12 protein-coding genes and 3 pseudogenes are annotated in these 15,329 nt (G+C 67.5%); 3 read left to right on the forward strand and 12 right to left on the reverse strand.

The features are described 5' to 3' along the window. Positions 1 to 252: 252 nt before the first annotated feature. The gene (locus OHB41_RS46675) at positions 253 to 1,482 is read left to right on the forward strand and encodes an IS110 family RNA-guided transposase (protein WP_266707925.1); all 1,230 of its coding nucleotides are present in this window, start codon (positions 253 to 255) and stop codon (positions 1,480 to 1,482) included. 108 nt (positions 1,483 to 1,590) lie between these two features. Here the strand turns inward: OHB41_RS46675 and OHB41_RS46680 are convergent. From OHB41_RS46680 to OHB41_RS46710, 7 genes and pseudogenes are all read right to left on the reverse strand, one after another. Beyond that, positions 1,591 to 2,340: pseudogene (locus OHB41_RS46680) on the reverse strand (ISAzo13-like element transposase-related protein); the annotation flags it as partial. An 18-nt stretch (positions 2,341 to 2,358) separates the two neighbouring features. Beyond that, a complete protein-coding gene (locus OHB41_RS46685) occupies positions 2,359 to 3,717 on the reverse strand; it encodes an IS4 family transposase (protein WP_266707927.1) in 1,359 nt (452 codons plus the stop codon). Between the two features lie 66 nt (positions 3,718 to 3,783). Then, positions 3,784 to 4,734: pseudogene (locus OHB41_RS46690) on the reverse strand (ISAzo13 family transposase); the annotation flags it as partial. A 163-nt stretch (positions 4,735 to 4,897) separates the two neighbouring features. After that, positions 4,898 to 5,335, reverse strand: coding sequence for a cytidine/deoxycytidylate deaminase family protein (locus tag OHB41_RS46695; protein WP_266707929.1), 438 nt, complete (start codon positions 5,333 to 5,335; stop codon positions 4,898 to 4,900). A gap of 209 nt (positions 5,336 to 5,544) precedes the next feature. Continuing rightward, positions 5,545 to 6,123: a hypothetical protein gene (locus OHB41_RS46700; protein WP_266707931.1), complete on the reverse strand. Its 579-nt coding sequence runs from the start codon at positions 6,121 to 6,123 to the stop codon at positions 5,545 to 5,547. A gap of 724 nt (positions 6,124 to 6,847) precedes the next feature. Next, positions 6,848 to 7,396 (reverse strand): GNAT family N-acetyltransferase, encoded by a 549-nt coding sequence (locus OHB41_RS46705; protein WP_266707933.1) that lies wholly within the window; start codon positions 7,394 to 7,396, stop codon positions 6,848 to 6,850. A 302-nt stretch (positions 7,397 to 7,698) separates the two neighbouring features. Beyond that, a complete protein-coding gene (locus OHB41_RS46710; protein ID WP_266707935.1) occupies positions 7,699 to 8,205 on the reverse strand; it encodes a lamin tail domain-containing protein in 507 nt (168 codons plus the stop codon). Positions 8,206 to 9,046: 841 nt separating this feature from the next. Between OHB41_RS46710 and OHB41_RS46715 the strand changes: the two genes are divergently transcribed. Next, a complete protein-coding gene (locus tag OHB41_RS46715) occupies positions 9,047 to 9,514 on the forward strand; it encodes a hypothetical protein (protein WP_266707937.1) in 468 nt (155 codons plus the stop codon). A gap of 60 nt (positions 9,515 to 9,574) precedes the next feature. Here the strand turns inward: OHB41_RS46715 and OHB41_RS46720 are convergent, their stop codons facing one another. Further along, positions 9,575 to 9,970, reverse strand: coding sequence for a NucA/NucB deoxyribonuclease domain-containing protein (locus tag OHB41_RS46720; RefSeq protein ID WP_266707939.1), 396 nt, complete (start codon positions 9,968 to 9,970; stop codon positions 9,575 to 9,577). Between the two features lie 227 nt (positions 9,971 to 10,197). Between OHB41_RS46720 and OHB41_RS46725 the strand changes: the two genes are divergently transcribed. After that, positions 10,198 to 11,094 carry an aminoglycoside phosphotransferase family protein gene (locus OHB41_RS46725; RefSeq protein WP_266707941.1) on the forward strand — a complete coding sequence of 299 codons (897 nt, stop codon included), beginning with the start codon at positions 10,198 to 10,200 and terminating at the stop codon, positions 11,092 to 11,094. A gap of 389 nt (positions 11,095 to 11,483) precedes the next feature. Here OHB41_RS46725 and OHB41_RS46730 read toward each other — a convergent pair whose 3' ends face one another. The 4 genes and pseudogenes from OHB41_RS46730 to OHB41_RS46745 all read right to left on the reverse strand — a co-directional run. Continuing rightward, positions 11,484 to 12,230: an alpha/beta hydrolase gene (locus OHB41_RS46730; protein WP_323138575.1), complete on the reverse strand. Its 747-nt coding sequence runs from the start codon at positions 12,228 to 12,230 to the stop codon at positions 11,484 to 11,486. Positions 12,231 to 12,526: 296 nt separating this feature from the next. Further along, positions 12,527 to 13,468, reverse strand: a complete 942-nt coding sequence (locus tag OHB41_RS46735; RefSeq protein WP_266707943.1) for an NADP-dependent oxidoreductase — start codon at positions 13,466 to 13,468, stop codon at positions 12,527 to 12,529. Positions 13,469 to 13,581: 113 nt separating this feature from the next. Next, positions 13,582 to 14,403, reverse strand: a complete 822-nt coding sequence (locus tag OHB41_RS46740) for a helix-turn-helix transcriptional regulator (RefSeq protein WP_143606260.1) — start codon at positions 14,401 to 14,403, stop codon at positions 13,582 to 13,584. A gap of 109 nt (positions 14,404 to 14,512) precedes the next feature. After that, positions 14,513 to 14,981 (reverse strand): annotated as a pseudogene (locus OHB41_RS46745) (IS5 family transposase); the annotation flags it as partial. Positions 14,982 to 15,329: the final 348 nt, after the last annotated feature.

Raw genomic sequence — 15,329 nt, forward strand, 5'->3', positions numbered from 1 at the left:
CCTGCGTGACCGCCGCCACCCCAGGCCGTGCTTGCTCGTTGACGTTGGTGGTGCGAGCCCGCTACATGGTGACCTCTCGATATGCCCGAGCTGCGAGCTCCCGTCGAGACCGAGGCCCGTGTGACGCGCTGGTGCCACGAACGGCTAGTGAGGTGGCGGACCGGCCCTGTCGCCGAGTCCTGGAATTAGGTCGCTGCGTGGCCCGCATGCGCTCGTGACCAGCGCAAACACCCACGCCATGGGGAGGATGCCTTGATCTACTGCGGAATCGACTGGGCCGAGAGGACGCACGACGTCGCCCTGGTCGACGACTCGGGCCAGCTGCTGGCCAAACGCCACATCACCGATGACGCGGCTGGCTACAAGATCCTGTTGGAGCTGCTCGCCGAGTACGGCGACACCGAGGAACACCCGATCCCGGTGGCGATCGAGACCTCCCGCGGTCTGCTGGTCGCCGTGCTGCGGCAGGGCAAGAGGAAGGTCTTCGCGATCAACCCGATGGCCGCCGCCCGCTACCGCGACCGGCACAGCGTCTCCCGCAAGAAGTCCGACCCGGGCGACGCCCTGGTGCTCGCGAACATCCTGCGCACCGACATGCACGCCCACCGGGCCTTGCCCGATGACAGCGAACTGGCCCGCGCCATCGCTGTCCTCGCCCGCGCCCAGCAGGACGCCACCTGGAACCGCCAGCAGATTTCCAACCAGCTCCGCTCCCTGCTGCGCGAGTACTACCCAGCCGCCCTGACGGCGTTCGAGTCGTGGAAGAACGGTCTGTGCCGCCCCGAAGCCCACGAAGTCCTCAAACTGGCTCCAACTCCCACGCGAGCTGCTCGACTGACTCGCGCCCAGCTCCAAGCCGCCCTCAAGCGAGCCGGCCGCCAACGCGGCATCGAAGCCGAGACCGAACGCCTCCGTGAGGTCTTCCGCGAGGACCACACCCACCATCCTGCCCTCGTCGAGGACGCGCTCGGCAAGCAGATGCTCGCCCTCCTGGTCCAGCTCCAGGCTGCCTGCACGGCTGCCGACGACCTCGCCCAGGCGGTGGAGGAAGCTTTCCCTCAGCATCCGGACGCTGAGATCATCCTCAGTTTTCCCGGCCTCGGCGTCCAGCTCGGCGCCCGGGTGCTCGCTGAGATCGGGGACGACCGCGGCCGTTCCGCCGACGCCCGCGGCCTGAAGGCATACGCCGGCTCCTCGCCCATCACTCGGGCTTCCGGCAAGAAGTCCAGCATCACCCGCCGCTGGGTCAAAAACGACCGCCTCAACCACGCCGGCTACCTCTGGGCCTTCTCCGCCCTCCGGGCCTCGCCCGGAGCCATGGCTCACTACCGTCGCCGCCGCGACGAGCATGGGGACTGGCACGCTGCCGCCCAGCGCAACCTCTTCAACCGCATGCTCGGACAGATGTTCCACTGCCTCCAGCGACGCGAACTGTTCGATGAGAACACCGCATTCCCAACTGCCTTGGCCGCTGCGGCTTGACGACTTGGGGTCGTGAGGTGTCTTCCTCAGCCTGGCCTGCAGCATCATCTGCTGGCGACGACTGAAGAACCTCCCACTTCGTTAGGAGTTCTAAGGGCGTGCAGATCTTTAACTCGTCTTTTTGACCTTGGTCTGGGTGGAGTCGGGAGCGAGGAACGCCGCGACGTCGGCTGGTGTGCGAAGGCGAGCGGTAGAAGTGTCGATGTCGTGGCCGTGTGCTTCCAGGAGTGGGCGGACCTCCTGTTTCGCGCGGCTGACGGTCATGGCGGTGACGCCGAAGAGTTGGCCCAGGAGGTCCATGGTGGCGAGTTTGCGCAGGTGGAGAATGGTGACCAGGACCCGGTCGGCTGGGGTGAGCTTGGCTTTGGCGCCTGTGCCAGGGGCCACCAGGCGCTCGTGACCGCGACGTGTGCGGAGCACTTGCTCGCGTTGGACCTCCAGCGCGGGAGTCAACGCGTCGATGAGTTCGCTGAGTTGCTGGCGGGTCATCCCGGTCAGTTCTGGGTCCTGCAGCGAACACCGCGTGAGGCGAGGCAGTCTGCTCGCCGCGGTCTGGCCGGACGTGCTGTCAGTCGTCGCCGCGTCCATCGGATGCTGGGGGTGGAGGGTGTAGTTCCAGTCGCCGTGGAAGCGGTGCCGGGTGATGGGCAGGCCGGCGATCTCGTCGTCGGTGACCTGGATGCCGGTGGGGTAGGGGTTGGTGTCGAGTTCGGCGTGGACGGTCAGGCCGGTTTTGGTGGTGGTCGCGGCGATGCTTTCGACGATGACTTCGTGGCTGGTCAGGGGCCTGCCTCGCCAGTTCATGGTGATGTGGGAGAACAGCCGGTGCTCGATCCGGTTCCACTTCGAAGTGCCGGGACAATGCCGTTGCTTGAGTTAGTGAAGTATTGCTGCTTGCAGGGTGATGACCTTGGGTGCGACGCGCCGTGTCGGCTGCCGGTCGCGAGTGTTGATCCGGTAGGAGAGCTTGGAGGAGTACTTCGAGTCCGGCCGCTTGAGGTGCCGGTCCGCCTCGCGTAGGCGCCTGGCACCGTTGTCGAGCTTGCGGTGCACCTTCGCCGCCAGTATGGCCAGGAACTTCTTGATCTTCGCAGGTGTGTCCGCGCACTGCCGGACCACGCTGCGTCGTGTGTGCTTGAGGACCTTGACGAACGAGACCCGGTCGGAATCGATGCCGTTGTCGTCGGCCAGGGACATGATGACCCGCGTGAGGCAGTGGTGCACGACCAGGTGCGCCCAGACCTCCTGCCGCACCAGGTCGGGGTCCGCTGAGCGCAGGACTTCGGCCGGCCCGCGCTGGAAGGTCTTGATCTGCCGGAATGCCGATTCCGCCTCCCACCTCGCGTGGTAGAGCTGGGCCAGCTCCGCCGCGGGATACGCAGTCGGGTCCAGCAGATCGGTCAGCAGCCTGACCACCTCGCCGCCGTCAACGCGGTACTCAATCACCCGCACGGTCACTCCGCCCGGATGCGAGGCCCGTTGGCCGGCCAGGCTCATCCTCGCCAGGTATGTGCCGTCAGGCAGGTGCTCGACCGGACGTGCCGCGACGCTCGAGCGGGCCCTCACCAGCAGGTGTGCGCCGGCCCCGGTGTAGGCCTTCCACAGCGCCACCCCGGGAAAGCCGCGGTCCATGATGACCAGCATCCCGGCGGCCGAGTCGGCCGTCTTGATCGCCAGCTCCGGTTCACCGCCGCTGAAGCCGCCCACCGCCGCGTCGATCTGCGCGTGCGTGCCGCACTCGGTCAGCGTCACCACCCTCACCTGAGGGAATCCCGCCGGCCAGCCGTTTTTGGTCGGCGCGCCGAACGCGGCCCGGTTCGCCTTCGTGTCCGGCGCGTCCAGCACGAACCCGTCGACTGCTGCCAGCCGCATCCCGCGGTAGAAGGAGCCCTCCGGACCGACCGACGCCAAGGGGCCGGCCAGCTCGCGGAACAGGGACTCCAAAACCTGTGGCCCCAGACGTCCGCGCGCCCGCGTGAACGACGACTTGTTCGGGATGCTGGCACTCAACTCCGGGATACCGCCTACCAGTTGCTCGGCGACATCGTCATAGGAGTCCTGCTGGAACAGCGCCAGGGCCAGGGTGAAGTAGACCATGAACCCCGCAGGCAGCGCACCGGGCTTCTTGTCCCGGACCCCGCAGCCCTCCAGCACCTCGGTGACCAGCTCCGGCGTCACCCACCGAGTCACCACACCCAGCCGCACGTGATCAGACAACCCCACCCAAGGATGCATGCCCGGCCCAACGACCGCGCTGCCCCAATGTCACGAACTACTCGACAACCTCAAGCAACGGCATTGAGTGCCGGGAGGCAGGTGGCAGACAGTGATGGCCAGGCCGGTCTCGGCGGCGAACCGGGCCAGTTCGGTTTTCCAGGTGCGGGTGCGATACCCGTTGGAGCCGCCGGCATCGGCGGTGATCAGTAGTCGGCCGGCTGTCGGGTAAGAGGCCCGTCCGGCGCCGTTCCACCAGCGTCGGATCGACTCGACGGCGAACGCGGCGGTGTCGTGGTCGGTGCCCACGTTGACCCAGCCGGCGTTCGCGGCGACGTCGTAGATGCCGTAAGGCACTGCTCTGCCCAGCTCGCGGTCGGGGAAGTCGTGGGTGTCGACCCGTACCGGCTCGCCTCTCGGCTCCCATTCACGGCCACTGTTCTTGAACGGGCCGATCAGTTCCTTCTTCTTCGTGTCCACACTGATCACCGGGGCCCCGCCGTCCTGGTGGTCGCGGGCCTGCTCGTTGAGGTAGTGGAATTGTGCGTCCCGGTCGGGGTGCTGCTTGCCTTCCAGCGTCTTGGCATTGCTCTGCAGGCTGAAGCCCTCCTCGCGCAGGAGGTCGCCCACCGTGTCCGCGGAGATCCGGTGGCCCTGCCGGGTCAGCTGCTCGGCGAGCTTGCGGGTGGATTTGGTGGTCCAGCGCAGCGGCGACATGGGATCTCCGCGAACATCCGGCTCGACCAGTACGAGGAGTGCCTCCCGAACGGCCGGGTTCCGGTCGACGACGCGCTTGCGGCCAGCGCCAGGCCGGCGGATGCGTCCCAACGGGGCCTCTCCGGAGGCGAGTTCCCGCACTCCGACAGACACAGTGGCCTCACGGACACCGGCGGCACGGGCGACTGCTCTGATCCCGCCGTGGCCCAGGGACTGGGCCTCCGCCCCTATCAGCAGGCGACGCTGCCGCTCGTCGAGGTGCGGCAGAATCGCCTCGAACTTGGCTGCCAGAACCGCCCGTTGCCCATCCAACCCACTCATGCCCGACCAACGAACCACCGAGCGGAAAGCTACGAGTTAAAGATCTGCACGCCCTTACACGTAGGAGTCCTTATGCGGGAGACCTTCGATCCATGGCTGCCGACGCCCACGACAGCATCAAGTGCCGCATCAGGCAATCTTTTCCGTGTTGCCGCCTGGGGTGTCAGTTCGTGCTGATCGGTGCGTTTTGCTCGGCGTCGAGCTGGTGGTCTGCCCAGATGTAGCTTTCGGGCAGCAGGTCGGTGATGGAGACGGTTCGGAGGTTGTCGCTTGCGCCGATGATGACCTTGAGGGCTGGAAAGTAGTCAAGAAGGACCTGCCGGCAGCGGCCGCATGGGGGCACCACCCCGCGGCCGCGGTCACCCACGGCGACGATGGTGTCCAGGTCGTAGGCGCCCTGGGCGGCCGCCGTACCGATGACGACCACCTCAGCGCAGGGGCCTCCAGTGAAGTGGTAGGCGTTCATCGCGGTGACGATCCGGCCGTCCCGGGCGCGGGCCGCAGCCGCCATGGTGTGGTTGTCACCCCGGCAGCGAGTGGCCGCGATATGCGTTGCGGCCTGGATCAGTTCATGGTCGACGGGGTCGGTCCGTGTGGTCATCTTCTCTGCCTTCATGCGGTGTCAGGCGACGTTGGCCTTGGTGACGACGGCGCGTAGGCACCCGCGCCGACGCGTCCGTGAGTGCCTTTGTGTTTTGCGGCAGGGCAGGCTGTCGGCTGCTGAACGTGGACGCCCATGTGTATTGTCGACGGTCACGCGACTCCCCACCAGCGGCGTCAACTTCCCCGCACACGTTCGAACGCCACGTCTCAGGTCTCGGGGACCCATTCCACGGGAGGGGGCATGCGACTGTAGTGGGGTCCCCTGGTCCCGTACTGGGCGAGGTGCAGGATTTCGCCGCCGACCACGAGCTCTGCCGGCGGAGGGTTGGGAACGGAGATCCGCGGGTGACGCTGGCCGTCGATGACGATGCCCTCCCGGAGGTCGTTCCGGCCGTCCGCCCAGCTCTGGGCCCGCTCGCGAGTCCACGGGTTCTGCAGGGTGCGCGGAGCGGCCGGGTCGTGGTCGTAGCCGTTGAGGCTGCGGACGAGACCCTCGCTGTAGACACCCTTGACCCGGAAGTTCTCCAAGTCGTCCGCGCGCACGACCATGTTGACGTACCGGCGGCCGTTGCCTCTGTGCCGCCCGACCGCATGCCAGCGACCCCAGCCAGGGTCCCAACGCACGGGCGGGATCCACAGCAGGGCGCCTACGGGGAAGTGCTTCGTGCCGCGCTGGATGTCGAGACCACTCTCGCCGCGCACGGTTTCCTGCGCCACGTTGGCCACCAGGCACCAGCCCAGCAGTCCGTCCGGCGTCTCTTCTTCGGTAGGTTCCGTGTCTGCCACACCGAGAATCTTCACGCATGAGACGGACGCGAGCCAGCTTTTATCAGCTGAGCAGACCGGAGCAAACCACATGCGGATCGCCAGGCGCAGGAGAAACCCGCCTCGTTCGAACGTGTGGGCGGGGAAGTTGACGCCGCTGGTGGGGAATTATGTGACCCCGACATGTATGAGTCCGCGTGCTCATGCGGGGCGCAGGAGGCCCGCCGGAGACTGTGCGTATGACACCCAGCCGCGCCTCCATCATCGCGCGCGCGTTCCCTCCTCCGCGGCGCGGCCTGGCAGCTACCGCTCCCGGAGCCCTGGCGCTTACCGGCTGCGGAAGTGACAAGCTGCGCCCGACCGGGCACTCGCTGACGCCAGCTCCCCGCGCGGCCACATGAAGCCCAATCCACGCACAGCTCGAACGGAACTGTTCCCCGGCCAACCGCATCTGCCCTTGCTCATCTATATCGACGCTCGCAGAGGTCACACCATCCAGGAGCTCGCTCTGCGGCACGAAGTCCCCCGACGGCTCGTCCGCCTCGCCTTGGACACGATTCAACCGCCTCCCCGAGGAGTCGAACGGGGCCATTCGGGCCTCGACAGCGACCTCATCAAGGACATCCGAACCATGGTGGACGAGAGCCTCGGGCCCAAACAGATTTGGCTGAACCTCGTGGACGACTACGAGGTCTCGGCCGCCGTCGGCGCTGGTCTGCAGGGTGCCGGAGCAGCCATTCGCCGCTCAACCGGACGGCGTGACCGGAGTCCACACGCCCATCCACTGCTCGGCGCCCCACTCCTCGAACCGTTGCACCTCGGCGAACCCTAGCTTCGCGGCGAGGCGCATCGAACGGTCGTTGGCAGTCTGGGTGCAGAGCACCACCAGCTCGCCGGGAAGCGCGTCGGCGAACCAGCCGAGCGCCGCCGCACACGCCTCGGCGGCATACCCGCATCCCCACGCCTCCGGCAAGAACATATAGCCGAGCTCGGCCTCCCCGGCATCGGGACGGACGTGCCCCGGACGCTCCGCGTCGCGCCGGTCGAGTGTGATCGTGCCGATCATCGCTCCGTCGAGATCGACTACGAAAAGGCCAGGGCGCCGAGCGGGCAGTTCAGGCACCGCGCGTTCGAGCTCGTCGCGGGGTCGAGGGCCACCGAGGTAGGTGCGCGCCTCCGGCGAGGCGAACAGTTCGATGTACGCCGCACGGTCCCGGGCATCGGACTCGCGGAGCACGAGCCGTTCGGTACTTATCGGGGCAGGTGGCCAAGCGACGGATCCTAACTCAGTCATGGCGGGCAACCTATCGCACGCCCATGAGCGTGATCCGAAAGAGAAGGCCCAGGCTGGAGATCTGTTCCAGGCCCTGTCATTCAACATAGTCGCCGCAGGTCAGCGCCCACCTACGGGCTAACTTCACTGTCAGAGGACAGAACTGAATCAGGCACAACGTGCGTGACGGCGCCGATCAGGAGGGCGAGGGATCAGAGACGTCCCAACGCCCCGGCGGCGCGCGGTGGCCAGGTGGGCCGCCGGGCGCCGCCGGACAGTGCTCGGGGTGGTGACCGGCTGCACGGTCACCGGTGGGTTGGGGTTCAGAGGCGGCGGCCGTGGTGGTCACCGTCGTGACCGCGGTGGTGGCGGCCGCCCCAGGAGGCATCGTCGATGAAGCGGCCGTGGTCGTTGCGGAGGGTGGCAGTGTCCGAGCGCCTGTCCCACACGGAGGTGCGGCGGTCCTGGTAGACGTCGCGGTAGGTGTCGCGGCCGATTCCGGTGTGGACGCGGACGGTGGAGCGGCCGTCGAGGCGGTAGTGGTGGAAGGTGTAGGTGTGGCCGTCCCTGTCCGACAGGGTCCAGCCGTCGAGGTTCACGCTGCGGCGGAAGGTGTTGGTGACGTCGATCCACTCCCGGTTCAGGGAGCGGTTGCCGCGGTCGTCGAAGCCCGGGGAGTCGGCCTGCACATCGCTGATGACCACGCCCGAGCGGTACGCGGCGGCCTGGACGGGACTGGACTGGGCGGAGGCCGGCAGGGCGGCCGCGCCGAGGGCGGCGCCGGCGGCGAGCGTGGCGGCGGCGATACGGCGGATCGAACGAGAAGACATGAGCACTCCCCTGAGGTGCAAGCCCAACCAGCCGACCAGTGCGGGACGGCTGGAGCGGGCGGTGTGCGGATCCCCGCTGGTGCCGAGAACCCACAGCCTGGCCGCCCGTCCGGCTCGATGGGAGTTGCGCCGTTTCATGTTGCTGTATGCGGACATTTCCGTGACGGTCACTTGCAACGTTCAACCAGCCGTCTGCGCGGTGCCGTCCAGCTCGCAGGCGATTGCACCCATCCGTCAGCCATCTCGATGGAAGCGGTTTCCAGCCTCTGAGTGCCTTGATTGCGGCGCCCATCCGCTTCGAGGCATTGCCGCCTTTGGCACGTAACAGAAAAATGTGGGCAGAAAGCGAACTGTCGACTGGTATTTGATGACACGTTCTATTTATCAAGCCGCTGCAGAGACCTGGACGGGCCTTGGCCACGCGGCGCGTGGCCAAGGCCCGCTGCCGTGTCGCTCTCACAGGATGTCGTTTCGAGCGGTGGACGGTCAGCGTCCTGCGGTGTCCAGTTGTCCGGGGACCTTCTTGACGTACGCCCGTTCCACGGACTCGGCTGACGAGGAACCGCGGGAGTCAGGAACGGGTTCGTTCGGTGTCCTGTTCCAGGTGTGGAGGCGGTCGCCTGCTGCCGGCCGGGCCTTGATGCGGCACGCGAGTCACTTCCGTACAGGGGAAGCTCTGCATCGGGCTACATCACAGGCTGAAGCCCAGTGGCTTGCGAATGGACCCGGTAGCAGATGAGGTTCGCGCCATGGGCGTGCTTGAAGGAGGAGCGGCGCCGGCTCGAGCGACTGAGAGCTAGGGTCACTTCGGTAACCTGTTGGGCGAGTTGGGGGGATGCCCGTGGCAGAGCTTGTCCGTCGGCAGCACGTGGATGCCTACGTGGGGTACCACGCTTTCGGGCTCCAGGAGAGCGACGACGCAGACCTGCCTGCTCCCTTCCCGGACGACTTCGACTTCGACGTCTTTCTCGGCGCCCATCCTGGGCGGCTGGACATCACCAGCGCTGGCCACACGCACACCGCCGCAGTCAGCGTCGAAGCATGGGACGGCCCCCCGCCCGAGCAGGACCTGGCTGACTGGGACGAGCAGGCCGAGGCGGATTTCGAGTCCACCAGCGGTGAGGTCGCCGTGTGGTCCATGCACACAGGCCGCGGCGACGACCTCATCACGCTGGCGGACTCCGGCGGCTCGTGGCGGGTGCGTGTCAGCTGCGTCGGCCGGGCCGCCGCAGCGGCTCTGTCGGAGGGCGAGGGCACCGGGCTGGGTGTCGAACGCTACCTGGTGCAGTTCTGGCCCGCCCAGCCGTGAATGGACCCCGCCGGCAGCGGGCCGGTGGCACCGGCCCGCTGCCGTCCTGGTGGGCCCGACTCAGACGATGATCCTCACGATGAAGCCGTCGTTGAGTCCGTCGATGATGCGCTCTTTGCCGTAGAAGCTCTTCAGGATGAGTCCACCTGCCTGGTTGTCACCCTTCGCGATCGGCTTCGCGGAGAAGTTGAACTTGATCGCTTCTAGGTCGTAGTAGTTTTCCGCGGCGCCGTCGTAGGTGCTCGCGAAGGGGTACTCGTCGCACTCCTTCGTGCCGCCGTTGGTGTAGTTGTCCCCCCAGGCGCGCTTGCACTGTTTGACCGCCGCCGCACGGTTCTCGTGGATGTGGGCAGCGCTCACCGTCCGGTGCAGCGGGTCGCTGACTGCCTGCCCGGGCACCTTCTTCGCAGACAACGCGAACGCGGACTTCAGGAAAAAGTTCGTGGTGCTGCCCAAGCAAGCCCCGCGGAGCCGGGTGCACGGACGGCGCAGGAGACGGTAGGTCCCGCCCGCTCGTACGCGCGTTGCGCTCCAGCTGGCGGATGAGCCCGACAGTTGGCGGGCGGGCACGGCCTGCAGCGCTTGCCTGCGGGTTCTTCAGAGAGCTCGGGAGATCCAGCTGGGGAGCTGGATCTCCCGATGTGCAAGGTGGCCTCCACCTACCTCAAGTACGGTGACTCGGCATGATCGAATCCGAGATTGAGATCAGCGAGGATCTGGTCCGCGACCTGCTTCGGGAACAGCATCCGGACCTGGCCGAGTTGCCCATCCGCGAAGTGGCGGGCGGCTGGGGCAACCAAATGTGGCGCCTCGGTGACGAGTTGGCCGTCCGGATGCAGCGGATGGACACGAGCCCCGATCTGCAACTCAAGGAGCGCCGGTGGCTGCCGACTCTGGCCGCGCGCCTGCCGCTGCCAATTCCCGTCCCCCTACGGGACGGTGCACCGTCGGACCGCTTCCCCAAGATCTGGACCGTCATGACATGGGTCGAGGGCACGCCGCTGGACCACGGCTCGATCACTCGCGGCGACCACGCGGCCGAGACACTGTCGGGCTTTCTCAGGGCGCTGCACGTGGAGGCGCCCGCCGACGCACCGACCGCTTCGGACTTCGGCGCTCACCCCAATGACTGCACGGACGGCTTCGAGCACTTCTTCCAGGCCGTTGCTCCGACCGAGCTCGCCGACGAGATCCGTGAAGTCTGGGGCGAAGCGGTGACGGCCCCTGGATGGGAGGGCCCACCGGTGTGGGTACACGGCGACCTGCATCCCGCGAACGTCGTCGTCGCGGACGGGACATTGGCGGGTGTCGTCGACTTCGGCGCACTCTTCGCCGGCGATCCGGCGTGGGATCTCGCGGCCGCCTGGCTGCTACTCCCCACGGGCGGCGCCTCACGGTTTTTCAACAGCTACGCACAGGCGGATGTGGCAGCGGTGCGACGGGCGCGCGGACTGGCCACGATGAAGAGCCTGTTCCTGATGTCGATGGGCCAGAACGGGGACCGCGGCCTGCCCGGCGGCAAGCCGAACTGGGGGCCCGCGGGCCGGTCCGCACTTGACCGTGTCCTGAAGGGCCTTTGACCGTCGGCATGGATCGACTGGGCTGCCTCCCCGGCGGCCAGGCAATCGCTGACAGGAATCGATGCAGTCCCGGCCCTTGGAACCGTCCAGACCGAGCCCCCTCGATCCCGGTCAGCCAACTGGCTCAGTCGGTTGGACCTGCTCGCGCTGGAGACCATGCTCCTTGGTGATGAGGAGGAGCAAGAGGTCCGCCAACAGCGGACAGTCCGGTCATTGCAGAGCTCCGCGTGAGTGGTCGGGCGCCTGGGCGGACAGCCGTTCCCTTGCGGGAGAGTCGCCGAAGCATGATGCCGATCATCGCCCAGCGGATCATGGTCTCCGAGCGAGCAGGGTTGGTCTCGTAGTCCCGCGCCAGAGCCGATGGGCGGACAGCCACGACAGCGTCCGTTCTACCGCCCACCGTTTCGGTTGGACCTGAAAGCCACGCTGATCCGGTTCCTTGCGCACGATCTCCAGTTCGCGCCCAAGGATCTGAGCGGACCAGTCGGCCAGACCGCCGGCGAAGCCCTGGTCGGCCCAGATCTTCCGAACGCTCGGGTGTTCAAGGCGGGTCCACGGCAGCGGGCGACGTCCCCCAACGCCGGCCACGCGGTGCGGCTGTCGTCGCAGGACCACAGCAGGTACGGCTCGATGTGCGGGTCGGGCTTGTTGGTGCGGTCGTCGAGCATCGGCATGAGCAGGATCTGCCGAGCGATTGCCGGACTGCCGCGCTCCCGGGTGAAAATCGGCAGAGCCGTGGCAAGTCCGCCCCCGGCGCTGTCGCCCATCACTGCGATCCGGTCCCGGTCGACTCCTAGTTCGCCGGCATGTTCGTGCAGCCAGCACAGGGCGGCGTAGGCGGCCTCGACCGGCGTCGGGAACGGATGCTCGGGGCCCGGCGGCATTCGACCGACAGCATCGGCACGCCACTGGCGGAGATAGCGCGATTCCGGTCCGTCGAACAGGTCGATGTGGACGAAGATGTAGCCACCGCCGTGGAAGAACAGCACCGCCGACCCTGCTGCGGCGCCGGTCTTGGCGTACCAGCGCATGGTGATCTGCGTGCCGTCGTCGGCGGTTGCGTGGTGCTCGGCGGTCGTGACGTCGGTCGGGTTCGGCTGGGCCGCCGAGGCGGCACCGGTGATCGACTCCCTCATAGCCCGGCGTGCGGGCGCGTCGCCGACCGCCGGGGGTGTGGTGTGGGCCCTGGTCTCGGCCAGGGGGCGCAATCCTGCGCGGACTCGGGGTCGAAACCGAGTGACATGGCTGTCCATCTTTTTGACGCATGGGTCTGAGCTGGTGTGCGACGTAGGAGCGGTGTGGCCCTAGCAAGATTTGGCTGGCATGAATTGCTGGGGCTGCGCTCTGCCAGGTCCGGCAGAGCGCAACTCCCCGCGATGGCTCGACCGCTTGTAGGGAGACGCGACGCGATCGCCGTGCCGAAGAAGGTCGCCTAGGTGAGAGAAGCGGCGGTGGGAAGGACGAGGACCTTGCCGGAGAGCGCGCCTTCTGCGGCCTCCATGTGCAGCGCCGGCAGCTCGGCCAGCGGCACCCGTCGAGCGATGTCGACGTGCAGCGCTCCGGAGTCGACCAGCGTCACCAGCCTCGCGAGCTGCGCGGCGTCGCTGTTGACGAAGAGGTTGACGCCGCGCACGCCGCGTTCCTCGTCGGAAGGCGCGGGCATCCACACCGTGGTGTTCACCACGATGCCGCCGTCGCGGACCACGGAGGTCAGCGCGGCCAATTGAATCGGATCGACCGGTGCGAGGTTGAGCACGACGTCGACCAGCGCGGACAGCTCGGGGACCCCGTGACCGAACACCTCGTCGGCACCTGCCGTCCTGACGCGTTCGCTGCTGCGCGGCCCGGCCGTGGCGATCACGTGTGCGCCGGCGTGCTTGGCCAACTGGACGGCGTAGCCGCCGACCGCGCCGCCCGCACCGTTGATCAGCACCCGCTGGCCAGCAGTGAGCTTGGCGTGGTCGAAGAGGGCCTGCCAGGCGGTGAGCCCGACCAGCGGCAGCCCGCCCGCATCGGCCAGCGGGATGCTCGCGGGCGCTGACGTCAGCAGGCCGGCCGGTGCGAGCACGTACTCCGCCGCCGCGCCGGCACCGGTCATCGGCAGGAAGCCGACGACTTGGTCACCCGCCCTGACCCTGTCCGCGCCCTCGCCCAGCGCGTCGACCGTGCCCGCGACGTCGATGCCGGGGGTGTGCGGCAGCGTCACCGGGATGGGGCCCTGCATGAAGCCCGCGCGGATGTTGCCGTCGACCGGGTTGAACGACGTCGCCGCCACCCGGATCCGCACCTCCCCGGCCGCGGGGACCGGCTGTTCCACGTCCTCGTAACGCAAGACGTCCGGAGTGCCGTACTCATGGAAACGCACTGCTTTCATGACAAATACCACCTTTCATGGCAGGGAAGATGCTTCGAATCTGAAGCATCGCGCGACCCGGGCACACCTCGGCTTCGAGGCAGTGCCTTCAGGTGTGTGAGGGACGACAGCCGCTAGACGGCGGTCAGGAGCTGAAGCTTGCCGTGGCTCGGGGAGCCGGGCACGGCGGTGAACACCAGCAGCGTCTGACACTGCTCCGGATCCAACAGCATCTCGGCGTACAGCTCCAGCTCCCCCAACTCGGGGTGCAGGTAGCGCTTGAGGTCGTGATGATGGGTCACTCCCACCTCGTGCAATCGCCAGATGTTCGCGAACTCGGAACTGGCCTCCAGCAGCGCCGCGACGATCTCGCCGGCCCTTCCTGTGGGATCCGCCGTGTACGCGTCCCGGATCTCCGCGGCAAAGACCCTGCCCCGTATCGGATGGTCCTCGACGGGGTACAGGCCACGAACCCGCGGATCACCGGTAAACCAACGGTAGACCAGGTAACGGGACATACCCGAGTACTGGGTGTAGTCACCGAGCAGGGCGACCGCCGGGGGCGTCTGCAGCAACGCCTCGCCGAGACGTGACAGCACGATGGCGGGCACGTCCGAGAGACCGGCGACGATTCGCGTCATCGTGGGACCGATGTAATCGTCCCGCGGGATCCGCCGCGGCGCCGGGTTCCCGCCCAGGATGAAGAGGTGGTCTTGCTCGCTCTGGTTGAGGCGCAGCGCCCGGGCGAGTGCGACGAGCATCCGCTCCGACGGCGCCGGACCCCGCTGCTGCTCGATTCGGCTGTAGTAGTCGGCCGACATCCCGGCCAGCACCGCCACCTCCTCGCGCCGCAGCCCGCCGGTGCGGCGCCGCTGCCCGCGGGGAAGCCCGACATCCTCCGGCTGCAGCGCCTCACGACGCGCTCGGAGAAAATCCGCCAGCAACGCCCGGTCCATCGTCCGACCTCCTCTGTTCGACAGGACAATCTTGACGCGAACCGGAGACCGGATGAAGGGCAGTTCTAACCCCGGACAAGTTGTCCCTGGCTAGGCCGTGTCCGCAATGTCAGGTCAACCAGAGTCGTAAGCAGCGAGGGTGACGAGGGCTTGGTAGTGCCGGCGCTTGTCGTAGCGGGTGGCCAGGGCTTTGTTGTGCTTGAGCTTGTTGAAGCAGCGTTCGACGACATTGCGGCGGCGGTAGGCGGCCCGGTCGAGCCGGCAGCGGCTCTCGCCTCGCCGGATACGGCCGTTGATCTGGTCCGTCCGTTCCGGGATCGCTGCTTTGATGCCGCGTCGCCGCAGGTAGGAGCGGATCTTCGTGGACGAGTAGCCCTTGTCGGCCGCGACGCGTGCGGGACGGGTTCTGGGGCGTCCCTGTCCGCACCGCTCGATGCGGATGCGGGCCATGACCTGTTCGACTGGGTGCAGTCGTTGACGTTGACGGCGGTGAGGGTGAAGGCCAGCGGCCGTCCCTGGCCGTCACAGGCGAGGTGGATCTTCGTGGTCAGTCCGCCGCGGGACCGGCCGATTGCCTCACCCGGCCAGGACTGCCCCCGTCACCTTCTTCGTGGCCTCGCGATGAGGCTCCCGGCCTTCGGCCCGGCATGACTTCGTCCCCTCGTCGACGATGATCGAAAAAGTGGCGTCACCGGGATCGAGGGCATCGACAGACCGCTGATTAGAGGCTCGAGCGCCGAAACGTGAACTCGGCACGCTGATGCCGCAGGTGAGGGCCGGGGTGAGCACGAGCACGGGTGCAGCCAGGACGAGGGCGCGCCGCGGGTGACTCCTCGTTCATGCCGAACCTCGGCCGTGTGCACCCGGGCGGCCTGCTTCCTGACCTTCGCCGCCGTGGTGGAGGTGGCTGAGACAGACCGGTTCCT

Source organism: Streptomyces sp. NBC_01571 (genome assembly GCF_026339875.1).
Classification (GTDB): Bacteria; Actinomycetota; Actinomycetes; order Streptomycetales; family Streptomycetaceae; genus Streptomyces.